21 protein-coding genes and 1 riboswitch are annotated in these 23,641 nt (G+C 37.5%); of the genes, 18 read left to right on the top strand and 3 right to left on the bottom strand.

Annotated features, from left to right (window positions below; all coding sequences use genetic code 11):
* Positions 1–26: 26 nt before the first annotated feature.
* The 3 genes from hutI (at position 27) to ACIQ1H_RS16420 (ending at position 3,459) form a co-directional block, all read left to right on the top strand.
* Positions 27–1,298: an imidazolonepropionase gene (gene hutI / locus ACIQ1H_RS16430; protein ID WP_228134159.1), complete on the top strand. Its 1,272-nt coding sequence runs from the start codon at positions 27–29 to the stop codon at positions 1,296–1,298.
* Between the two features lies 1 nt (position 1,299).
* Positions 1,300–2,298, top strand: coding sequence for an agmatinase family protein (locus ACIQ1H_RS16425; protein ID WP_402890141.1), 999 nt, complete (start codon positions 1,300–1,302; stop codon positions 2,296–2,298).
* 273 nt (positions 2,299–2,571) lie between these two features.
* Positions 2,572–3,459 carry a 5'-3' exonuclease gene (locus ACIQ1H_RS16420; protein ID WP_337980514.1) on the top strand — a complete coding sequence of 296 codons (888 nt, stop codon included), beginning with the start codon at positions 2,572–2,574 and terminating at the stop codon, positions 3,457–3,459.
* On the opposite strand, the gene ACIQ1H_RS16415 is transcribed toward ACIQ1H_RS16420, so the two are convergent.
* Positions 3,452–3,955, bottom strand: coding sequence for a C39 family peptidase (locus tag ACIQ1H_RS16415; RefSeq protein WP_402890139.1), 504 nt, complete (start codon positions 3,953–3,955; stop codon positions 3,452–3,454). The two genes, ACIQ1H_RS16420 and ACIQ1H_RS16415, sit on opposite strands and share 8 nt — an antisense overlap.
* A 133-nt stretch (positions 3,956–4,088) precedes the next feature.
* A complete protein-coding gene (locus ACIQ1H_RS16410) occupies positions 4,089–4,442 on the bottom strand; it encodes a thioredoxin family protein (RefSeq protein ID WP_402890137.1) in 354 nt (117 codons plus the stop codon).
* Positions 4,443–4,895: 453 nt separating this feature from the next.
* Here ACIQ1H_RS16410 and ACIQ1H_RS16405 point away from each other — a divergent pair, with 453 nt between their 5' ends.
* The 15 genes from ACIQ1H_RS16405 to ACIQ1H_RS16335 all read left to right on the top strand — a co-directional run bounded on the left by ACIQ1H_RS16405 (position 4,896) and on the right by ACIQ1H_RS16335 (position 22,467).
* Positions 4,896–7,280, top strand: coding sequence for a 3-hydroxyacyl-CoA dehydrogenase/enoyl-CoA hydratase family protein (locus ACIQ1H_RS16405; RefSeq protein ID WP_402890136.1), 2,385 nt, complete (start codon positions 4,896–4,898; stop codon positions 7,278–7,280).
* 51 nt (positions 7,281–7,331) lie between these two features.
* The gene (locus tag ACIQ1H_RS16400) at positions 7,332–8,504 is read left to right on the top strand and encodes an acetyl-CoA C-acetyltransferase (protein WP_173479540.1); all 1,173 of its coding nucleotides are present in this window, start codon (positions 7,332–7,334) and stop codon (positions 8,502–8,504) included.
* 71 nt (positions 8,505–8,575) lie between these two features.
* Positions 8,576–10,360: an acyl-CoA dehydrogenase family protein gene (locus ACIQ1H_RS16395; protein WP_337980517.1), complete on the top strand. Its 1,785-nt coding sequence runs from the start codon at positions 8,576–8,578 to the stop codon at positions 10,358–10,360.
* 645 nt (positions 10,361–11,005) lie between these two features.
* Positions 11,006–11,359: an arsenate reductase family protein gene (locus ACIQ1H_RS16390; protein ID WP_228134524.1), complete on the top strand. Its 354-nt coding sequence runs from the start codon at positions 11,006–11,008 to the stop codon at positions 11,357–11,359.
* Positions 11,360–11,440: 81 nt separating this feature from the next.
* Complete coding sequence (gcvH, locus tag ACIQ1H_RS16385) at positions 11,441–11,821, top strand: glycine cleavage system protein GcvH (protein ID WP_228134158.1); 381 nt, start codon at positions 11,441–11,443, stop codon at positions 11,819–11,821.
* 257 nt (positions 11,822–12,078) lie between these two features.
* Entirely contained in the window at positions 12,079–12,420 is a 342-nt protein-coding gene (locus ACIQ1H_RS16380; RefSeq protein ID WP_228134157.1) for a toprim domain-containing protein, read from the top strand.
* Between the two features lie 13 nt (positions 12,421–12,433).
* Positions 12,434–12,745: a thioredoxin family protein gene (locus tag ACIQ1H_RS16375; RefSeq protein ID WP_402890132.1), complete on the top strand. Its 312-nt coding sequence runs from the start codon at positions 12,434–12,436 to the stop codon at positions 12,743–12,745.
* Positions 12,746–12,800: 55 nt separating this feature from the next.
* Positions 12,801–12,905, top strand: a riboswitch (SAM riboswitch).
* Positions 12,906–12,988: 83 nt separating this feature from the next.
* Complete coding sequence (locus tag ACIQ1H_RS16370; protein WP_228134155.1) at positions 12,989–14,017, top strand: methionine ABC transporter ATP-binding protein; 1,029 nt, start codon at positions 12,989–12,991, stop codon at positions 14,015–14,017.
* The gene (locus ACIQ1H_RS16365) at positions 14,007–14,675 is read left to right on the top strand and encodes a methionine ABC transporter permease (RefSeq protein WP_228134154.1); all 669 of its coding nucleotides are present in this window, start codon (positions 14,007–14,009) and stop codon (positions 14,673–14,675) included. Before ACIQ1H_RS16370 ends, ACIQ1H_RS16365 begins: the two co-directional genes overlap by 11 nt.
* 62 nt (positions 14,676–14,737) lie before the next feature.
* Positions 14,738–15,592, top strand: a complete 855-nt coding sequence (locus ACIQ1H_RS16360; protein WP_228134153.1) for a MetQ/NlpA family ABC transporter substrate-binding protein — start codon at positions 14,738–14,740, stop codon at positions 15,590–15,592.
* Positions 15,593–15,955: 363 nt separating this feature from the next.
* The gene (locus ACIQ1H_RS16355; RefSeq protein WP_402890128.1) at positions 15,956–16,891 is read left to right on the top strand and encodes a glycosyl hydrolase family 8; all 936 of its coding nucleotides are present in this window, start codon (positions 15,956–15,958) and stop codon (positions 16,889–16,891) included.
* Complete coding sequence (locus tag ACIQ1H_RS16350) at positions 16,866–17,723, top strand: diguanylate cyclase domain-containing protein (protein ID WP_402890126.1); 858 nt, start codon at positions 16,866–16,868, stop codon at positions 17,721–17,723. The genes ACIQ1H_RS16355 and ACIQ1H_RS16350 overlap by 26 nt, the downstream gene beginning before the upstream one ends.
* Positions 17,713–19,152: a hypothetical protein gene (locus ACIQ1H_RS16345; protein WP_402890124.1), complete on the top strand. Its 1,440-nt coding sequence runs from the start codon at positions 17,713–17,715 to the stop codon at positions 19,150–19,152. Before ACIQ1H_RS16350 ends, ACIQ1H_RS16345 begins: the two co-directional genes overlap by 11 nt.
* Entirely contained in the window at positions 19,145–20,404 is a 1,260-nt protein-coding gene (locus ACIQ1H_RS16340) for a glycosyltransferase family 2 protein (RefSeq protein ID WP_402890122.1), read from the top strand. The genes ACIQ1H_RS16345 and ACIQ1H_RS16340 overlap by 8 nt, the downstream gene beginning before the upstream one ends.
* A gap of 11 nt (positions 20,405–20,415) precedes the next feature.
* On the top strand, positions 20,416–22,467 hold the full coding sequence (locus ACIQ1H_RS16335; RefSeq protein ID WP_402890120.1) for a cellulose biosynthesis cyclic di-GMP-binding regulatory protein BcsB: 2,052 nt from the start codon (positions 20,416–20,418) through the stop codon (positions 22,465–22,467).
* Between the two features lie 157 nt (positions 22,468–22,624).
* Here the strand turns inward: ACIQ1H_RS16335 and gltC are convergent, their stop codons facing one another.
* On the bottom strand, positions 22,625–23,527 hold the full coding sequence (gltC, locus tag ACIQ1H_RS16330) for a glutamate biosynthesis transcriptional regulator GltC (protein WP_401012699.1): 903 nt from the start codon (positions 23,525–23,527) through the stop codon (positions 22,625–22,627).
* Positions 23,528–23,641 lie beyond the last annotated feature (114 nt).

Here is a 23,641-nt window from a genome sequence, read left to right as displayed (position 1 = left end):
TTCTACATAACAAAGGGGAGTTAGGAATGATGGAAAAGCAACAAAAGCCCATTTGGATTCAAAATATTTCACAATTAGTGACAGTTGCAAGTGACAAGAAGGGCCCACGTGTACGTGAAGAAATGCGCGAGCTCGGAATTATTGAAGGCGGAAGCGTCTGGATTGAAAATGGCACTATTCAGGATCTCGGTACAACGCGTGACATGATTCTAAAATATTTGCCGCGGGCTGAGGAAGCAGAGATTGTAGATGCAACGGGGAAAATTGTGACACCAGGATTAATTGATCCTCATACACATGTTGTTTTTGGTGGAAGTCGTGAGCATGAATTTGAAATGCGTTTAGAAGGTGCCAGCTATATGGACATTATGAATGCAGGGGGAGGCATTCATGCAACAACTCGAAAAATGCGCACATTGACAGAAGAACATATTTTCAATCAAACGACGAGGCGCTTGGACTTATTTTTACAGCATGGTGTCACAACATTGGAAAGTAAAAGTGGCTACGGCTTAGATGTAGAAAATGAGTTAAAGCAACTACGTGTCATGCAGCGCTTGCAAAAAAAGCATCCAATGGACATTGTGCCAACATTTATGGGAGCACATGCCGTACCAGAGGAATACCGAGAAAATCCAGAGCAGTTTGTTGATTTAGTTATAGATGAAATGATTCCTGCAGTTGTACAAGAGAACTTGGCAAAATTTATTGATGTATTTTGTGAAGTTGATGTCTTTACACCAGAGCAGTCAGAACGTATTTTATTGGCTGGCAAGGCACAGGGGCTTATTCCTAAAATACATGCTGATGAAATTGAAGAAAATAAAGGGGCGCATGTTGCGGCAAAAGTAGGGGCTATTTCTGCTGAGCATTTATTAAAAGTTTCGGACGAAGGAATTGAGGAGCTTGCCAATTCGGGTGTTATTGCGTGTTTACTACCAGCGACAGCATTGTATTTGGGAGAGAAACCAGCACGCGCTAGAGACATCATTGACGCAGGTGTGCCTGTAGCCATTTCGACGGATTGTAATCCTGGCTCATCTCCAACAATTTCGCTTCCTCTTGTCATGAACCTTGCGTGTATTACAATGAAAATGACACCAGCTGAAAGCTTATGCGCAGCAACGTATAATGCTGCTTGTGCATTACAAATTGAAGATCGTGTTGGCTCCATCGAAGTAGGGAAGCAAGCCGATTTAGTTTTGTGGGATGTTCATAATCATCAAAAGCTACATTATATATTTGGTGTAAATCATGTGAAAAAAGTGTGGAAAAAAGGTGTGAAGGTGGTAGGTTAAGATGTTCATCCAACCTGAATGGCAGTGGAAACAAGAAAATGGCTCAGGTATGCATCAGTGGATTAAGCAAAAACAAAATCCACATGCAAATGATGTAGATATTATTGTATATGGAGCACTACTATCGTATGCAAGTGACCCATCCAAGAAAGCACAGTATCCTAATGCTTTTCGGAAAGCATGGTCCAGTTTCCAATCATATAATTTAGACGAACAAGTTGATTTACGAGCATTAGCAATTGTAGATATAGGTGACGTAGCGATAGATCCGACAAATCGAATGCTTTCGGAATCTGCAATAGAGGCGGCAGCGGAAAACTTAAGTATTGCCTATCCAAAAAGCTTCACATGCCTTATTGGTGGAGATCATGCGATTACAGCTTGTTCCTTAAGAGGAATTAAAAATGCTTATCCGAAAGAGCGAATTGGCATTATTCAGCTTGATACACATTTAGATGCACGGAATCAGGAAGAAATCGGATTAGCGATGAATTCGCCGATTGATCAACTGATTGCATCAGGCGTTGTAGAGGGGAAGCATATTTATCATGTCGGCTTACATGGCTTTTTTAATTCACCTGAAATGATTTACTATGCCCGTGAGCAGGGAATGCATATGATTACGTTAAAGCAGATGCGCCGAGACGGTATTCAGTTAACTATCCGCGAAATGCTGCGTCAGCTTATGCATGAAGTAGACAGAATTTATGTATCTGTGGATTTAGATGCACTTGATATTACGTTTGCACCAGATGTGCCTGCGGCTACTCCTGGTGGTTTAACGGCCTATGAATTATTTGATATTTTAAAGCTAATTGGTGAAAATGAAGGTGTACGCCATATTGACTTTATTTACGCTGATCCAAAACAAAATGAACTTCGTATAGAAACGGTGAAAACAGGCGTTACAGTATTTTTGCAATGGTTAACGGGCATTCAATTGGATCACCGCAATCGCGTATCAAGGAAAGAAAAAGCAGGCTATGGGGCTACCCCATAGTCTGTTATTTGCATTAAGCAAAATATTGCCGTCGATTTCCGCGGGCACACCTTAATTGTTTGAGTGCCTGGCACCTTCAACTTATGCAGTTCTCTAAGGAGCGTCTAGGGTTTTTCTGTGAATAAAGAGAAAAAATACGTGACCAGCATGGTAAATTGTTTGAGTGCCTGGCACTAATTATTAAGTCGATAGTTTGCTATAATAGAAAAATGCTTATTATTCTTTTGATAATGACTAAACGCTAGAATAATAAATTAGAGAGGATTTTTTATTATGACTACAAAACCAAAATTGCTTATTGTTGATGGCATGGCATTGTTATTTCGTTCTTTTTTTGCTTCAGCAGCAATGGGGCATTTTATACGCTTAGAGGATGGCACACCTTCTAATGGTGCACAAGGATTTGTCCGCCATGTTTTGACGGCACAATCTATTATGAAACCAACACATTTAGCTATTTGCTGGGATATGGGTTCGCAAACATTCCGCAATGAATTATATGATGGCTATAAGGCGAATCGCCCAGCGCCACCAGAGGAAATGCTGCCTCAATTTGATATGGCTAAAAATTTATCTCAACATATTGGGTGGCAAAATTTCGGCGTTGTCGGTATGGAGGCTGATGACTTAATCGGCTCAATGATTACTAAATGGCAAGATGAAGCTGATATTACGGTCATTAGTGGGGATAAAGATTTATTGCAACTGTTAACACCTTCAACGCAAATCGCGTTTACGAAAAAAGGCTATACAGAGTATGATCTTTACACACATTCACGCTTTAAAGAAGAGTACGGTATTGAACCATTTCAATTTGCACAAGTAAAAGCTTTTATGGGTGATACGAGTGATGGCTATCCAGGAGTAAAAGGTATTGGTCCAAAACAGGCGCTGACACTTATCCAAATGTACGGATCTATCGATAATGTCATTTCTTCCCTAGAGGAATTAAAGCCAGGACAACGTACGAAAATTAAAGATAATCTGGACATGCTGAAGTTATCACACGAACTAGCAACAATTCAAACGAATGTACCGATTGAAGCAGATTTTGCTCAATTAGTAGTACCAAATTATGAGCACCAAACTATTAAAGCGATAGAAGAACGTGGCTTTACACTTATTGCAAAGCAGGCACGTTCATTGTATTCCCTTATTTAGGTGCTATTTTAACGAAGCTTAACACTTTTTCATTATTTTCTATTAGAGCAGTACGGATTTGGCTGGCACGATTTTTGCCACCATTATCGTGGAAAATCAACAATAGCCCATCATCTTGCACTGCGTAGCCAATGAGTGGTACCCAATGATAAACAAAGGTAGATTTTCTATTCAACCATTGTAGGCTAAAATAACGGTCAAAGCGCATTGCAACTGGGCGTCCTGCATCAATTTCAAGCAGCGCCTCTTTTAATGTACAGCTGCGTATGTCCCATGTCGGTAACAGTTTCCGTAGGTTATAAATTAAACGCCATTTAAACAAGCCGATTTTTGTACCACCGAGTAGAAGATAAAGGTCGTTTACTGATGGGGCTGAGAGATTATAGTAGTGCAGTATCACATGGATGGTTGTTGGCCCGCAGGCAGAATTTCGATATTGAGGTGCAATGGATGCATCGTATTGTGATTTTCCTTGCAATGGCAAATACTGTTTCATAAAAATCTCCCTTCGACAATGAACGAATGAAATACATGTCATGTAAGTTGCAAACGGATACCTTCTATAAATAAGAAAAAATAGTATGCCAAGAAACACCTAGCATACTATTTTTTCTTTTGTTGCGCTTATTTTATTGTTGAGCAGCTAAAAACTCAGTCACTTGCTGAGGTGTTTTAGCGTTAGCACTATGTAAGTGTGCTAATTTTTCGCCATTTTGGAAAATTAATAAGCTTGGGATACCCATTACATCGTATTTATCAGCGATTTCAGGAAGCTCATCGCGATTAAGCTCATACCAATCAAATTGGTTGTACTCTTCAATAATTGGATCGATAAACATGTTCATGCGTGTGCAATCAGGGCACCATCCAGCATAAAATTTTACGAGCACTTTTTGTTGACCAGAGATAAGCTCATTAAATTGTTCAGCAGTTGTTATTGTTTTCATTAGTAGTTCACTCTCCTTGCTATCCATTTTACACATTTTCTCTTCATCCTGAAAGTTATCTGTTTGGAATAAGTGGACTCTACTTATTGTCTTGTTTTCGCTCGTAAAAAACAAAAAAAGTTGTATATTGCAAAAATAAATGAAGAAAAAAGATTGCTAATTTAGACAAAATAATCTACACTAAAAACAGAAAAAGTAGTTTTATTTTCATTCAGTGGAAGACTTTTCACACGTTGTAGCTGTATTGCATATCAACTGACTGAAGATAAGTCTCTGGCGCTTGTCACAGATTATGATATGATATCAGTTAAAATCTTTTAGCTAAAAATCTAAGACAATGTAAGTGATTGCAACTAACTGGCATACATTGTAAAAGGTCACCATGAATGTCAAAATCGAAGCAAAAAAACGCCAAAGCGAAACTTTGATTTTTTTTGGCTAAAAAATGAATGGCTATTCATTCAATGGGAGAATAAGGGGGAATTGCTTGTGACTTATAACATTAAAAAAGCGGCTGTTCTAGGTTCTGGAGTAATGGGCTCTGGAATTGCAGCACATTTAGCAAACATCGGTATTCCAACATTATTATTAGACATTGCACCGAAGGAACTTACGAAAGAAGAGGAAGCAAAGGGGTTAACTTTAGAGCATCCAGCTGTAAGAAATCGCTTTGTGAATGGTGCTCTTCAAAAGTTAATAAAGCAAAAGCCAGCACCACTTACTTCTAAGAAAAATTTATCGCTACTAACGGTGGGGAATTTTGAAGACGATTTAGCCAAACTGAAAGATGTAGATTGGGTTATTGAAGTTGTTGTTGAAAATCTAGCAATTAAACAAAGTTTATATGAAAAAATTGATGCTGTACGTACACCAGGTACAATCATTAGTTCGAATACATCAGGCATTAGTATTAATGCGATGGCGGATGGACGATCAGAGGATTTCCAAAAACATTTTTTAGGGACACACTTTTTTAATCCTCCGCGCTATTTAAAATTACTTGAAGTAATCCCTGCAACGACAACTGCACCAGAAGTTGTAGACTTTATGAAAAAATTTGGTGAGGATATTCTTGGCAAAGGCGTCGTATTAGCTAAAGATACACCAAACTTTATTGCTAATCGCATCGGCACATATGGTCTACTCGTAACTTTGCAGGAAATGCTAAAAGGTGGCTATTCAGTCGGTGAAGTAGATTCAGTGACAGGTCCACTTATTGGTCGTCCAAAATCCGCTACTTTCCGTACGTTAGATGTTGTTGGCTTAGATACTTTTATCCATGTAGCGAAAAACGTATATGACCAAACATCAGGAGATGAACAGCAAGTATTTGCAGTACCAGAATTTTTACAAAAAATGGTTGAAAACGGTTGGCTAGGAGCTAAGTCTGGGCAAGGTTTCTTCTTGAAGCAAGGGAAGGAAATTTTAGAAATTGATCCAAACACTTTAGCGTATAGTCCAGCACAAAAATTACAAACACCTTCAATTGAAATGGCGAAACAAACGCGTGGATTAGCTAATAAAGTTAAAACATTAACGTATGCAAAAGATCGTACAGGTGAGCTGTTATGGGGAATTTTTGCACCGACATTAATTTACTCTGCACAGCTACACGGTGAAATTGCTGATGATATTGTGGCAATAGATAATGCAATGAAATGGGGCTTCGGCTGGCAACAAGGTCCATTCGAAATATGGGATGCCATCGGCGTTGCAGAATCGGTTGCTAAAATGGAAGCGGAAGGTCGCGAAGTTCCTATATTTGTAAAAGATATGTTAGCTAAGGGCTTTACTTCATTCTATTCAGAACTTGAAGGTGACGTAGCATATTATAACGGTTCACAATACGTAAAAATTCCTGTTAATGAAAAAGAAATTAACTTGAAGCGCTACAAGAAAAAACATGGCGTTATTAAGTCTAATACAGGTGCTAGCTTAATAGATTTAGGTGACGGAATTGCCTTACTTGAGTTCCATTCCCAATCTAATGCCATCGGTTTAGATATTATTCAAATGATTAACTACGCGGTAGATGAAGTAGATGCAAATTATAAAGGCTTAGTTATTGGTAACCAAGGGAAAAACTTCTGCGTCGGTGCTAACTTAGGAATGATTTTAGTAGAAGCACAGGATGATAATATTTTCGAACTAGACTTTGTTATTAAAGCATTCCAAGATGCAATGCAAAAAATAAAATATTCTAACAAACCAGTTGTGGCGGCACCGTTCGCTATGACGTTAGGCGGAGGAGCAGAAGTATGCTTACCTGCTGCCCATATCCAAGCGACGATGGAAACTTATATGGGGTTAGTAGAAGTCGGTGTTGGTTTAATTCCAGGTGGTGGCGGTAATAAAGCGCTTTACCAAAAGTTCTTGAAAGGTTTACCGAATGGCGTTGAGGTAGACTATCAAACTATTGCTAATAAAGTATTCGAAACAATTGCGATGGCGAAAGTTTCAACGTCAGGTGAGGAAGCGCGCGATAATAACTTCCTTGATTTTGCAGATGGTATTTCAGTCAATGCAGATCACCAGATTTACGATGCAAAGCAGGCTGCTTTGGCACTTTATGATGCAGGCTATCAACCACCAGTGCCAACAAAGGTTCCTGTTGTCGGTGCATCGGGTTACGGTACGTTACTAATCGGTGCTCAAGGAATGTTTGAATCAGGTTTCATCAGTGAACATGATTTAAAAATTGCTAAAAAGTTAGCATATGTAATTGCAGGTGGAAAAGTTCCATATGGCACATTAGTAGATGAGCAATACCTATTAAATTTAGAGCGTGAGGCATTCCTAAGCTTAGTTGCAGACCCGCTATCTCAACAAAGAATGCAACACATGTTATTAAAAGGGAAACCACTTCGTAACTAACTACTAACTAGACTAAAATGTTTGCACATGAAACAAAGGGGGATTTAGACGATGCGTGAAGCCGTTATTGTAGCAGGAGCACGAACTCCTATTGGAAAAGCGAAAAAAGGTTCATTAGCAACAGTAAGACCAGATGATTTTGGGGCAGCAGTTGTCAAAGAAACATTAAAAAGAGCGGGCTATGAAGGTCCTGTCGATGACTTAATTTTAGGTTGCGCAATGCCAGAAGCGGAACAAGGGATGAATGTAGCCCGTAGTATCGGAGCACTAGCAGGGCTACCAGATACTACACCTGCGCTGACAATTAATCGATTTTGTTCATCGGGTTTACAGGCAATCGCATATGCTGCTGAACGTATTATGCTTGGTCATTCAAAGGCGATTCTTGCTGGCGGTGTTGAATCGATGAGTATGGTACCAATGGTGGGCAATACACCGCGCTTAAATCCAACATTAGCTGAAACTGCACCACAATATTATATGGGGATGGGGCATACAGCAGAGGAAGTAGCACGTCAGTATAATGTGAGTCGAGAAGATCAAGATGCATTTGCTGTACGCTCGCATTTGCTAGCGGAGAAAGCAATTAAAGAAGGAAAATTCAATGATGAAATTGTTCCGATTGAAGTGGAACAACATTATGTGGATAACAATAATAAACTACAAGTGAAGAAATTTACCTTTAGTGTCGATGAGGGTGTTCGTCCAGGCACATCCGTTGAAGGCTTAGCAAAGCTTCGTCCTGCATTCCATGTAAAAGGTAGTGTTACAGCAGGTAACGCTTCTCAAACTTCTGATGGGGCTGCGGCAGTTCTTGTAATGGATCGTGAGGAAGCAGAAAAGCAAGGAATGACACCGATGGCAAAGTTTTTAGGCTTTGCGGTTGGCGGAGTACCTCCGGAAGTAATGGGAATCGGTCCAATCGTAGCTGTTCCAAAAGCGCTTGAAATTGCAGGTTTATCCATTCAGGATATTGATTTGTGGGAAATTAACGAAGCATTTGCCTCACAGTCATTACAGGTTGTTCGTCATTTAGGTATCGACCAAGAGAAAGTGAACGTTAATGGTGGAGCAATTGCTTTAGGGCATCCACTTGGCGCAACAGGCGCAATTTTAACTTTGAAATTAATTCATGAACTGAAACGTCAGGGCAAAAAATATGGTGTTGTAACAATGTGTATCGGCGGTGGTATGGGCGCTGCTGGAGTATTTGAAATTTTATAAGTTATGTGAAATTGTTTGAGAATTGCGAATTGTATGAGTGCCTGGCACCTAAAAATAAGGAGGAATTTAACATGACAGAAAAAACAACAGATATCATTAAAGGCGGCGGATTTATCATTGAGGACGTGGCACTAGACCGCGTATTTACACCAGAGGATTTTACAGATGAGCATAAAATGATTGCTAAAACAACTGAAGAGTATGTTGCGAATGAAGTATTACCTGTAGTAGAAAACTTAGAGCATCATGAGTTTGAGCATTCTGTGCGTTTACTAAAAAGCGCTGGCGAACTTGGTTTACTAGCGGCGGATGTACCAGAAGAATATCAAGGTCTTGGCTTAGATAAAGTATCTTCTGCGTTAATCGCAGAAAAAATGTCTGTAGCTGGTGGCTTCTCGATTACACATGGTGCACATGTAGGGATTGGTTCACTACCGATTGTGCTATTTGGTAACGACGAACAGAAGCAAAAGTATTTACCGAAGCTAGCTTCTGGTGAATTGATCGCGGCTTATGCGTTAACAGAGCCAGGTTCGGGATCAGATGCTTTAGGTGCCAAAACGACTGCCAAGCTAAATGCTGCTGGTACTCATTATGTATTAAACGGTGAAAAACAATGGATTACTAACGCTGGCTTTGCTGATGTGTTTGTTGTGTACGCCAAAATTGATGGCGATAAATTCTCAGCATTTATCGTTGAACGTGCCTACAACGGTGTTTCTGTTGGTCCAGAAGAAAAGAAAATGGGTATCAAATCTTCTTCAACTCGTACATTAGTGCTTGAGGATGCTGAAGTACCTGTTGAAAATCTACTTGGTGAAGTAGGTCGTGGACACGTAATTGCATTTAACATTTTAAATATTGGTCGTTATAAACTAGGTGTAGGAACAATCGGTGGCTCAAAACGAGCTTTAGAGCTGGCAATTCAATATACAAACCAACGTCAGCAATTCAAAACGAAGCTTTCTGATTTCAACTTAACGAAAGAAAAACTATCGACAATGGCATCTCAATTATATGCGTCAGAGTCATTAAATTATCGTACAGTTGGTTTATTTGAAGATCGTTTAAGCCAGTTAAGCCCTGAAGAACAAAAGCAAGGAAAAGTGATTGCAAATGCAATTGCTGAATATGCCATTGAGTGTTCAATTGCGAAAGTGTTTGGTTCAGAAACATTGGACTATATCGCAGATGAAGCGGTGCAATTACATGGTGGCTATGGCTTTATGGCTGAATATGAAGTGGAGCGAATTTATCGCGACTCTCGAATTAACCGTATTTTCGAAGGTACAAATGAAATTAACCGCATGATTGTACCAGGTACATTTATGAAAAAAGCGTTAAAAGGTGAATTACCATTATTACAGGTCGCACAAAACTTACAACAAGAACTTCTTATGCTAATGCCTGAAGAAGTAGGAACAGAGCCACTAGCACAAGAAAAATATCTTGTGAAAAACGCGAAGAAAATTGCTGTATTAGCAGCAGGCATGGCAGCACAGCGCTATGGAGCGAAACTTGACCAAGAGCAAGAAGTATTAGTGAACATTGCCAATATCGCTAACCAATTATTCGCTATGGAGTCTACTGTGTTACGTACAGAAAAGGCGATTGCGCGTGAAGGTGCAGAAAAGTCTCATCAAAAATTACTTTATACACAAATTTTCTGCCAAGAAGCATTTGCAGAAATTGAGAAAGAAGCAAAGGACACAATTCTTGCTTCAGCAGATGGAGATGCTGCACGTATGACATTGTCAGCTTTACGTAAACTAACTCGTAACAACCCTTATAACCTTATTGCTAAAAAACGTGAAGCTTCTGTTAAACTAATCGAAGCAGAAAAATTCATCGTATAATATAATCTTTAACCTAGCTCTTTACTAAGGGTAGGAAAAATCAAAGTTTCGAAAAAAGACAACAAGTAAATCAACTTGTTGTCTTTTTTATTGAAAGGGAGGGTGTCAGGCACGCAAATAATTTAAGCCAAAGTGACAGGCACACAAACAATTCTCACTTTGCCAATTAAAACTAACTAAGTAAAAATCCACGAAGACTCCTGCGGGAACGCACGTAATGTAAGACGCAACAGGCGGCGCGCTAGTGACGGTTGCGGCTTACAACGTGCCCGCGGAAAGCGAAGTGGAATTTTACGAAATAGGAGCAGACAAAATGCCAGATGTCCACACTAAAGTGCCAGGCACACAAACAATTCTCACTTTGCCAATTAAGACTATCTAAGTAAAAATCCACGAAGACTCCTGCGGGAACGCACGTAATGTAAGCCGCAACAGGCGGCGCGCTAGCGACGGTTGCGGCTTACATCGTGCCCGCGGAAAGCGAAGTGGAATTTTTACGCAATAGGAGCAGACAAAATGCCAGTTGCCCACACTAAAGTGTCAGGCACGCAAACAATTATGAAATTAACCAATAAATGTTTCTTTTTGGCTCATACTAGTTATGATGGTATACTACAGGAAATGATAGCAGAGGAGCCTATAAATATGATTCAACTGATCCATTACCCTAAATGTACAACTTGTAAAAAAGCACAGAAGTGGTTAAACGACAATGGCGTTTCATACGAAGAGGTACACATTGTTGAACAAGCACCTACGAAAGAGCAAATTAAAAGTTATTGGCAGGCTAGCGGGCAGCCATTAAAGAAATTTTTCAACACATCTGGCATGAAATATCGCGAACTTGGGTTGAAGGATAAACTGGCGGAAATGTCGGAAGATGAACAGCTCACACTACTTGCTTCTGATGGTATGTTAATTAAGCGACCAATCGTTACTGATGGAAAAAAAGTAACGTTAGGATTTAAAGAATCAGATTTTGAACAAGCGTGGAAATAACAGCTTTAATCCTTGTTTTTATGAAAGAAGTATGGCACACTGAAAGTGAATATATTACATATTTATGGAGGGGTTTTTGGCATGAGCACACCTAAAGACTTACGTTACTCTGAAGAACACGAATGGGTAAAATTAGAAGATGGTAAAGTACGTATCGGTATTTCGCATTTTGCACAATCTGAATTAGGAGACATCGTTTTCGTTGAGCTTCCACAAGTTGGCGACGAAATTAAAACTGATGATCCATTTGGCAGCGTAGAATCAGTAAAAACTGTTTCTGAATTATACGCACCGATTTCAGGTACTGTAGTGGAAGTAAATGCAGATCTAGAAGATAGCCCAGAATTCGTAAACGAATCACCATATGAAAAAGCATGGATGATCGTTGTAGAGCCTGCTGATGCTTCAGAGCTTGAAAACCTTATGACTGCAGAACAATACGAAGAAATGATTGCAGAATAAACAAGCCTATAATAGAAAAACGTCGGAATACATACCGGCGTTTTTTATTATATAACACAGGTATGCAATTGTTTTTTGAGCTTTACAAAGCGTGACTCTTCAAGTAAATGAAAGTCCAAGTAACTCACATCAAATGTTATCCAAATTGCAAAGTGACATATAGAAAATATTGTTAACGTGTAGATCTATGCATAGTGTGGAATCCAATAATTGCAATGAATTGTTGTAGTAGATAACTGCTAAATGGGGGTGGCGTGATGTTCGAAGGGAAATGTTTAATTGTGGAGGGCCGTTCGGATAAGCTTCAAATAGAACCTATTTTGAGTGAAGATGTTACAATACTTTGTACAAATGGTACAATTGGTGTGCATCAATTAGAAGAATTACTCGACCCATATGAGGGCTATGAGCTCTATACATTTTTTGATGCAGATGCATCTGGAGATAAATTACGAGCATTGATGGACAGACATTATCCTGAAGCAGAGCATTTGCGAACGATGCCTACTTATAAAGAAGTAGAAACTACACCGAGGAAAGTGCTTGCAATGATTTTATTGCGTGCGCATTTTTCCATCCATAATGAATATATTTTGTAAGGTTGGTTAAAAAATGGAAGAATGGTCAAAAGAGCAGTGGGAAGCAGCAGTAAAATCTGGTGAAAAAACTGCCTTTTATTTATATACACCGATGTGCGGAACGTGTGCAGTTGCTTCTAAAATGATGGATATTATAGAACAATTATTGCCACAGTTAAAATTAGGTAAGGCAAATATTAATTTTTTAGAGCAAATAGCTTATGATTTTCAAATCGAAAGTGTCCCGTGTTTACTCGTTAGTGATGGTGGATCAGTTATAGAAAAGGTTTATGCATTTCAATCCGTACCTTTTTTATACGAATTGTTAAAAAAACCAATTGACTGAACTTTGCTAGCATGGTAAAGTAACAACTATATTAAAAACTATTAAATATATCGAACTCTTATAAAGAGCGGCGGAGGGAAGTGCCCTATGAAGCCCGGCAACCATCACAAATGTGAAAAGGTGCCAAATCACTCAAAGATTTTTCTTTGAAAGATGAGAGAACGGTTTAGCGTATAAAGTACGTGACCCCTTCTACTTGTCTGTGAGTGAAGGGGTTTTCTATATGAGAAAAGGAGTTTCGCTATGATACAGCTTCAAAATATTACGAAGAAATACAAAACCGCAAATGGCGAATTAACTGCTGTTAAAGATGTTAATCTTACAATTAACAAAGGTGAGATTTTTGGCATTATTGGCTATAGTGGCGCTGGTAAAAGTACGATGATTCGTTTATTAAACGGTTTAGAAAAGCCGACAACTGGTTCGGTGAAGGTGAATAACCAAGAATTTTCATCTATTAAGGGTCAAAAGTTGCGTGATGCTAGACAAAAGGTAAGTATGATTTTCCAACATTTTAACTTACTTTGGTCAAGAACAGTTGCAGAAAACATTGCATTTCCACTTGAAATTGCAGGTGTAGCTAAAAGTGAGCGAGACGCACGTGTGAAAGAACTTATTGCACTTGTTGGTTTAGAAGGTCGTGACAAATCGTATCCATCACAACTGTCAGGTGGTCAAAAGCAACGTGTTGGCATAGCACGAGCACTTGCCAATAATCCTGAAGTGCTGTTATGTGATGAAGCTACATCAGCACTGGATCCAGAAACAACGGATGCAATCCTCGATTTGCTTGTCGATATAAACGAACGATTAGGCTTAACAATCGTATTAATTACTCATGAAATGCATGTTATTCGCAAAATCTGTCATCGTGTAGCGGTAATGGAAGCTGGAGAAATTGTTGAACGTGGTGAAGTACTACAAGTGTTCCAAGCACCACAAGCAGCGATCACTAAAAAATTCGTATCACAAATTACCGATACGAAGGAAACGCAGGAGACAGTTGCACAGCTTAGAATGAATTATCCAACAGGACACCTTGTTAAGCTTGTATTTGTTGGTGAAAAGACAGAGCAGCCAGTTATATCACATTTAGTAAAACAGTTTGATGTAGAAGTTAGCATTGTCCATGGTAATATCTCGCAGACGAAAAATGGTGCATACGGTACTCTTATTGTACAAATTGATGGCACAGAGACAAATGTAGCAGCTGCATTAAATTATTTAAATACAGTTGAAGTACAAACGGAGGTGATTGCAAATGCTAACTAGTCTCTTTCCAAATGTCGACTGGGAAAAAATGTGGACAGCCACATATGAAACACTTTATATGACCACTTTATCTACAGTCGTAACATTTATACTTGGTTTAGCCATTGGCATAATCCTCTTTTTAACGAGTCCAAACCAATTATGGGCCAATAAAATTGTTAACTTTTTAACAGGATCGGTCGTTAATATATTCCGTTCGATACCATTTATCGTGTTAATTATTTTACTCATTCCATTTACGAAGTTTTTACTTGGGACAATCCGAGGAGCAAATGCAGCCCTACCAGCACTTATTATTGGTGCTGCCCCATTCTATGCACGAATGGTACTAATTGCATTACGTGAAATTGATAAAGGTGTTGTTGAAGCAGCACGCTCGATGGGTGCTAAAACGTCCACGATTATATGGAAAGTTCTAATTCCAGAATCATTACCAGCACTTATTTCTGGGATTACTGTAACGGCTGTAGCACTTGTTGGATATACGGCAATGGCTGGTATTATTGGTGCTGGCGGTCTAGGAAACTTAGCCTTTTTAGATGGCTTCCAACGTAATCGCCAAGATGTGACATTAATGGCAACTATTTTGATCTTAGTAGTCGTATTTATCATTCAATGGATTGGCGATATGATTACAACGAAAACAGACAAACGTTAAAAAGGTTAAACCGGTATTTACCGCTAACATATTGTTTGAACAAATAAAGGGAGTGTATACAAATGAAGAAGTTATTAGCAGGATTATTTTTATCAGTACTTGTATTGGCTTTAGCAGCATGTGGTGCTGGTAACAAAGACGAAGCAGGATCAACAACTGGAGATGACAGTGCAAAAACTGAAGATAAAGTAACATTAAAAATTGGTGCTTCTAACACACCTCACGCAGTTATTTTAGAACAAGCAAAACCGATTTTAGCAAAAGAAGGTATTGATTTAAAAATCGAAACGTACCAAGACTATGTATTACCTAACCAAGATTTAGAGTCAAAAACTATTGATGCAAACTATTTCCAACATATCCCTTATCTTGAATTACAAATTAAAGATAATGGCTATGATTTTGTAAATGCAGGTGGCGTACATATCGAGCCAATCGGTATTTACTCTAAAAAATATAAATCACTTGAAGACCTTCCTAAAGGTGCAACAATTTTATTATCGAACTCAGTTTCAGACCATGGCCGTATGTTGTCACTATTAGAAGCAAAAGGCTTAATTAAATTAAAAGATGGTATCGACAAAACAGCAGCAGAAATTAAAGATATTGTAGATAATCCGAAAGACTTTAAATTCGATGCAAATACTGCACCAGAGCTACTTGTGCAAATGTTTGAAAACGAAGAAGGCGATGCAGTACTTATTAACTCTAACTATGCAATTGATAATGGACTAAACCCAATTGAAGATGCAATTGCTTTAGAAGATAAAGAATCTCCATATGTAAATATTATTGCAGTTCGTGCTGGTGATGAAAATAAACCAGAAATTAAAAAATTATTAGAAGTATTAAAATCTGAAGAAATCCAAGACTTCATCTTGAAGGAGTGGAAAGGTGCAGTAGTACCAGTTAAATAATATCTATATATTAAAAAATAGTACAAACCATGAAAATGGTTTGTACTATTTTTTTAGGGAAAGATAAATAATGGTGTGAAATCCAATAATTAAATTCTATTATTTTTCCCAAACTGTTTAGAATTTGTTTAGATTCATTTAATATGATTACTGTTATAATATAATTCGCTAATCATACTGAAAGATTTTGGTACTTAGTCCTAGTGGAGGTGAAATCCTATATTAAAAAATTTTTATTGTGGTATTTTAGTTATATTTTTCCTTTCAATCGTTTTAATAGGGTGCTCTCAAGGGAAAGAAGAAGTAACTAAAGTAACTAAGGAGCCAATTTCATCAACTGAACAATTTGTTATTGAGGAATTAATGACAAAAGATAACTTATTACGTACTGATTTAACGCAACAAAAAGATGTGTTTTTATCTGAATCTGTCGGTTTATGGTTGACCTATTTACTAGAAAAAGATGATCAAGCTCGCTTTGATGAGCAGTTTGAGGTGATCAATCATTATTTTTTAGAGAAGAAATTTATAGTATGGCGAATTGATGGTAAAAAACAAGCTACTGTTAATGCGCTGATTGATGATTTGAGAATTATGCGAGCGCTATTTGATGCAGGTGAAAAGTGGAATGATGAGCGTTATATTGCGTTAGGGAAGACCATTGGTAAAAACATTGTAAAGTATGGAATGCAAAAAGGGACGTTTATAGATTTTGTTGACGTTCATACACATAAGAAAGCTAACACAATTACATTAAGTTATATTATGCCTTCTGCACTTTTAAAGATGCGACAATATGATGTTTTATCTAAAGAACAACTAGAGCAACAATTATCGATTTTAGCAAAAGCGCCAAAAGCTCAAGCAGGCTTTTTTCCAAAGTATTATGATGTCGTAACCAATAACTATGAATATGATACGGAGTTACATATGATCGATCAATTGTATACGGCTTACCATAGCGCCACTTTAGGTTTGGAGACGAAGCCATTTACTAATTGGATGCTGTCTTTATATAGTAGAGATCAAAAATTGTACGGCCGCTACGATGCTACTACTGGTGAGCCAGCTGTATCATTTGAATCACCTGCTGTGTACGCAATGGCTACGCGTTATATGTTAGAAATTCATAATGATAGGATGGCTGAAGAGTTTTTCCGTAAAATGGAATCTCTCAAAGCTGATGCAAATACGGGGTATGTAGATGTGCAAACAAATGCGACACATATATTTGATAATTTATTACCACTTCTAGCGGAAAGAGAGGTCGACAATGCGAACAGCAATAAAATGGAATAAAGCTATATTTGTTTATGGCGTTTTACTTATTTTGCTTCTACAATTACCTGCTTATTTTTTACTACATCAGGATAGTGAAAGTTTATTATTATATATCTTCTTAATACTTTTAGTCATTATCACACTGTGGAGAGGTACGGTTACGGGGCTAATAAGTAGTTTGGTATTTATTTTTATCAGTGGCTCAACCTTACTGTATATCGGTTTGACAGGTTCTATAGCATTGTTAAGTACAGCATTTTCAATGCAACTATTTTTGGCATACGGTGTTGTATTACTACTTTTAGTATTATGCGCTGGAAAAATTCATGAGTTATTGATGGCACAAGAAAAATATATGAAAAATTTACAGCAGGATGTCAAAAACTTTGTAGCAATTGATGTTGAAACTGGCTTTGATAATGAATCGCGTATGCGTGTCATTGTTAATGAAGAAATGCGAAGAGCAGATCGTCATCAACATACTTTTGTGTTTATTATGTTAAAGCTTGAAAACTATGAAAAATTTAAAAAGCTTTATGGTTTTAAAGAAGCACAATATTTGTGGAGGCAACTGGCGGAAAAAATACAACAATCTGTTAGACAAACAGATAAAAAATTTCGGTATCGTGAAAATTATCTTGGCATTTTATTAATTGATACGTCAGAACAATACATTGATATTATTTACGAGAAGTTAGATCAAGCTTTAAAGAACCATCAATTATTAAATAAGCGATGGGTGACACTAAGCTATAAAACAAGTTATTTTACTTACACGCCCCAGATGGATCAAAGTTTTGATGACTTGTTAGCAGAAATGGAAAGAGAGATGAAAACAAGTGCGCTTTAAACTAGGCTTGTTCGTCTTCATGGTCCTTTTTATTTTGTTTAGTATGCCACAGCATTATTTAGCAAGTGCCGATAGCAAAGACATTGCACTTATTTATGTAACTAGCAATCAACAAGTAGATGAAGAAGTACAAATTCTACGAGAAATGCTAAATGCTTATACAGATGTCGATGTCATACCAGTGGAAAATATTAAAGAAGATTCTTTGGATGTTTATAAACGTATTGTTATTTTAAACTCCTATAAGATGCATATACCATTGCCAGCATTAGAAGCGATGAATAATTTCCAAGGACCCGCTGTTGCTATAGGGGAAAATATTGAACAGTTTCCCTTATTCTCACATTGGCAAAAGGGGAAAAAAGTGGAGTTACGAAAAGTCGGGGAACATGTATTGGATCGGCCGATTGAGTGGGCTGTAGTGAACCCACCTAACGATGCTGAAGTAATACAAATGGCATCCACATTTAATGAAGACTTCCCTTTTATTGTGAAAGAAAAAAATAGCAATTGGTCTTATATTGGTAAGATGATTCAATCTTCCCCTTTAGTATATGACTGGCCTTCAATATTTGGTGAGCTATTGAAATTATCATCTACCAACTTACATCCTGCATTCATTGTGTTAACAGATATTAATATGGAAACGGATGTTTTGAAGTTAAAGAAAGTAGTTGAACAATTAAAGCAATTTGATGTTCCTATTAACTTACAGATAAGCCCGCTATATGAGAAAGATGGCGCTATTTATTATTTACAGGACAATAAAGCGTTATTGAAATATTTACAACAGTTACAGCAGGAGGGGGTAGCTTTTATTTTATCTTCTCCACAAGCTAACATTGAAAAAAGTCTAGATTATTTAGTGTTGAGAAAAATTTACCCTACCTACATTCTAGAAGATAGTGCGCTTTTTAGTGGGGTGTTGCGACAACAAGACAATCATTTTTATATAACAGAAAGTGATGAGCAAAAAATTTATCCCTATACAATAGCAGCGATAAATGATGCGAGTGTATACCCACTGTATGCTGTGCAGCAGTCAATTCGTCATATGAATAAAGCGCCAGGTTCAACGATTGGAATTCAATATCCTAGTTATTTAGGGGCTCACCATATGCAAGAGCTTGTTGAACTCTTAAACAAACAAGTAGAGCTAGAATGGCTTGATTTTAGAAAAACAGAACAGCTTGTTCAGACATCAAAGGTTTCAATAATGCAATCAGCAAATGGAGAGCAAAAAATTCAGCTTTCTTTTACCAAACTGGATCGCTTAAAAAAGATGTTTGATGAGCGGCCATTTGAAGTAGTTTTATGGCTGTTAGTAATCATTGTATCGTTATTTGTTATTGTATTTTTTATGAATACGTTGCGACTACGTATAACACTACGAAAGCGATTATTTGAGGAGAGGAAAAGTAATGGCTGATATTTTGTTTTATATTTCATTGTTTCTCATATGGATTATGTTGTTATACCATATGTTTTTAATGCAAGGGGGCTATTTGCATTTTCGATCTTATGAAAAGGTAATCGATGAATGGTCAACGAAAATGATAGATGTTCCAACAGTGAGCGTCTTCATTCCTGCACATAATGAAGAGGTTGTTATTGAACAAACTTTACGTGCCATGTCCCGATTGTTTTATCCGAAAGATAAGTTAGAAGTAATTGTCATTAACGATAATTCATCAGATAGAACAGGAGAGATTGCAAAAAAGTTTACAGAAAAATACCCATTTATACGAGTAATTGAAACAGTAGAACCTTATAAAGGGAAGGGGAAATCTTCTGCATTAAATGCTGCATTAGCCGATTCCACTGGGGAAGTAGTTATTGTCTATGATGCAGACAATACACCAGAGCGTATGGCAGTTTGGTATTTAGTCATGGGGCTTGTAAATGACCCGAAAGCTGCAGCTACTGTAGGGAAATTTCGTGTGGTAAATGCGACGGAAACATGGTTAACACGATTTATTAATATTGAAACAATTTGTTTTCAGTGGATGGCACAAGGTGGTCGTTGGAAGTGGTTTAACATCGCGACGATTCCAGGCACAAATTTCGCCATTCGCCGTAGTATTTTAGAGCAATTAGGTGGATGGGATGTAAAGGCGTTAGCGGAAGATACTGAATTAACGATTCGTGTCTATAATTTAGGCTACCATATCCGCTTTTTCCCTAAGGCTATTACGTGGGAACAAGAGCCAGAGACGTTGAAAGTATGGTGGAAACAACGAACGCGCTGGGCAAGAGGAAACCAGTATGTTGTGCTAAAGTTTTTAAGCCAATTTTTTACCTTAAAAAGAAAAAGTATTATTTTTGATTTGTTTTATTTCTTTTTTACTTACTTTTTATTTTTCTTCGGCGTTATTTTGTCCAACATTTTATTTATCACCAATCTTTTTTACGATATTGGGCTAACAGTTGGAGATATTGCTATTGTTTTATGGGTATTGGCTTTCTTGTTATTTTTAGGTGAAGTGATGATTACCTTAAGTATTGAAAAAACAGAAATGAATCGTAAAAATTTTTTCTATGTCATTTTAATGTATTTTACATATTCACAAATGTGGATTGTATTAGTTATTTGGTCGCTATTTTTAGAGATCAAAAGAGTTTTTACTGGTCAAGAAGTGCAGTGGTATAAAACTGAGCGCTTTGCAAAGAAAACAAAATAAGGAGAACAATAATGAGAGTCTTACTTTATATTTTAACAATCTTAATCAGTTTGCCGTTCCTAGCTACGCATGCCCTAGCTGCACCAATCACAGTAGAAAAACAAACAATAGCTATTGAGGCAAACAGCTTAGCCAAAAAACCATTGTTGTCTCAGGCAATTGAATTACAAGGGCCTTCCTCTTCAAGAGATTTCTATTACACGCTCAGTCAAGATGTAGAGGCAAAGGGACAAACAGTTTCATTTCAAATACAGCAGTCAGAGCTGTTAATAGCTCCATCCTCTTTTACGATAAAAGTGGATGATATTGCAATTAAATCGATTGCCTTAACATCAGATTTATTGAAGCAAACGGTTACTGTTACTTTACCCGAAAGTGCTTTAGTGAAAGGGACGCATAAAATAACAGCTAGTTTTTATGGTGTGTTAAAAGAAGGTGTCTGTGTAGCCCCAGGGAATGAGGGCAATTGGTTACGTATCGATATTTTATCGTCCATTTCCTCTTTTAATGATAGTGAACAATGGTCATTGAGCAGCTATCCTGAAGCGTTTGTAGGCTATGAAGATTATAGTACGACGCTTATAGTACCTGATGAAGCTTCAGAACAAACATTGAATGCTAGTTATCAACTTGCTGCTTATTTGTCAGAGCAAGGAGAGAAAGACGTTAGTATTAAACGAGAATCAACTGTTGCACGTGTTGCTGGACCAGTTATTGTTGTAGGCGCAAAAGATGAATTTAGAACAAATTATATGATTAAAATGCTTGAGACTGCTAACAGTCAATATGAAGATGGCCTGTCACTTAATGTTCATAGTCTTAAAAATGATGACAGTAGTCAAAGTGTGCCGATCCTGTTTGTCACAGCCGCTACGCCAAATGCACTTCAAGAGCGAATTTCGTTATTAACGGATACGAAATTATATAGTCAATTTGCAGGAAGTACGTTGACAGTGGATGATTTACCGATTGTGGATATTACTGATAATTCAACGCTGCTATTTTCTCAACTAGGTTTTGACCATCAAATATTATCGAGTCAAGCAACGATGACACCGCACTATTATGTGTCATTGCCACAGGTTGAGGCTGATAAAGAAGCAAACATGCGATTAGTTTTAAAGAAATCTGCTCTACTACCTGAAAAAGGTAACAGTAATGAACGTGAAGTGGAATTGATTGTATGGGTGAATGATATACCGCATGCAGTTGACCTGAAGAAGTTAGAGTCAATTTCTTCAGATTTATATGAAGTGAATGTGCCGATTGAAACAAATGTATTAAATAAACAATCGATGACAGATATCCAATTTGAAGTAACTGGGTTTCAATTAGAAGATCCATGTGAAACGACGAATGAACGTTATTGGATTTATATCGATGGTAGCAGTACATTATCTATTACAAAAGAAGCGACAACACCAACATTTACATTAAGGGATTTCCCGAATGCATTCCAAGAACAAGCTTTAATTATTGTTCCGAATAAAACGGTGATAAACGATACACAAATGCTCTTGCTGTATAAGTCTTTAATGATGAATGGAGAAATGGCTCAAACAATATTGACAAAAGAACAAGACGTTAAGGAAGAGGAATTAAAACAAAGTGCTATTATTTTTGCTGGAGCTTCCGCTGATTTCTCAACGCTTATAGGAAACAATAATGATGTCCCTCAATCGTCAGAGGATTATTTAAAGCAAGGTTTTCTTCCAGAAACAATTGCTCAGTATACATTTATTACAAAAAGTTTTTGGGATGATAAACAGCCGCTATTAATCATTCAAATGTTGGATGAAGCAGCAAATCAAAAAGACTTTTTAGCGCAATTGAAGGGAACAAATGAACAGGTAACCTCTGCTATTGAAACAAAAGAGGGAAAATTTGTCGTTGCGGCTAGTAGTGCAGCAGACATTGAAAAATCTGCCTCAGAGCAGAAAAATTCTATTTCATTTGTGCTTATAGCAGAATTTGCTGTGCTGATTTTAGTGATCGGGCTTATTTTATATTTTATTTTACGTAGAAGAAGAAAAAATCTAGTTGTTGAGGATGAAGAAAAGTAGCATTTGAATTTCATCTTACGTGTTGTGAAATTTAAGCAGGAGACATTTACTTTGCGCTTCAATCAACAAAAGAAAAGGCATCAAGAACTTGATGCCTTTTCTTTATATTGTGAGACCCAGTGCATTTCACTGGGTCTTTTCTTGTTATTTAAAGGTGTTACTGAAACTGCGAAAGTCGGGAAAAGAAATTAGTGACGAAGTCTAAAAATATTTTTTCAGATGGTGCAATTTCTCGATTTACAGGTGAAATAATGCCAACTGTTCTTGGTATTGTAGGCGATTCTATTGGCACTTTGATTGTGAAGCGGGCTGCTGAATCGTATAGGGAGCTCTCAGGTAGTAGGCTGACACCAATTCCAGCGGCCACTAAACCTTTTAAAGCATCTAAGTCCTCCCCTTCAGATATAACATTTGGTAAGAAACCTGCAGCACGGCAAGCATCCATCGCAACTTTATGTAATATATAGCCATCTGGAAAAAGAACAAAAAGATCATTACGTAAATCTGCTAGCTGAATACTTTCCCGTTTCGCTAAAGGGTGGTTAGCTGGCAATAAGGCTGCAATGTTTTCGGTGAATAATATGTTTGATTGTATTGCTTCGTCCTTCGGTGGCAGCGGTCCTAAAAATGCTAAGTTAAGCTCGCGGTTTTTAACAGCGTCAATTAAAAAGCGATAAGAGCCTTGGCGCAATTGGAATTGCAAATCTGGGTATTCACGCTTAAAAGCTGAAATAACAGTTGGTAATACATAACTTGCTAAGCTTGTAGGGAAACCGATTTTAATAGTTCCTTTAGCAGGATCTAAATATTCCTCAACTTGCTTGGCGGCAAAATCGATTGCTTTTAAAGCGGTGATTGTATGTTCAAGAAAAGTTTTACCTATCGGTGTTAATTTTACATTTCTGCCGACACGTTCAAAAAGTGGTGTACCTAATTCGTCTTCTAAATTAGCAATTTGACGACTTATTGCTGATTGGGCAACATGAAGGTGTTCTGCAGCTTCAGAAATATGCTCACGCTCTGCAACCTCCACAAAATAACGTAATTGACGTAACTCCACTGGATAATCACCTCTATCTAATCGAAAAATCCGATTAATTATATTTTAATTATATAATATTTAAGATATAAAAAGACTGAAAAAAATAACATCGTGCTAAAAAATGAATTAATG

Source organism: Lysinibacillus sp. NPDC097279 (assembly GCF_044761745.1).
GTDB lineage: Bacteria > Bacillota > Bacilli > Bacillales_A > Planococcaceae > Lysinibacillus.
The sequence above is the reverse complement of the archived record's forward strand: the minus strand, read 5'-3'. Positions and strand labels throughout refer to the sequence as shown.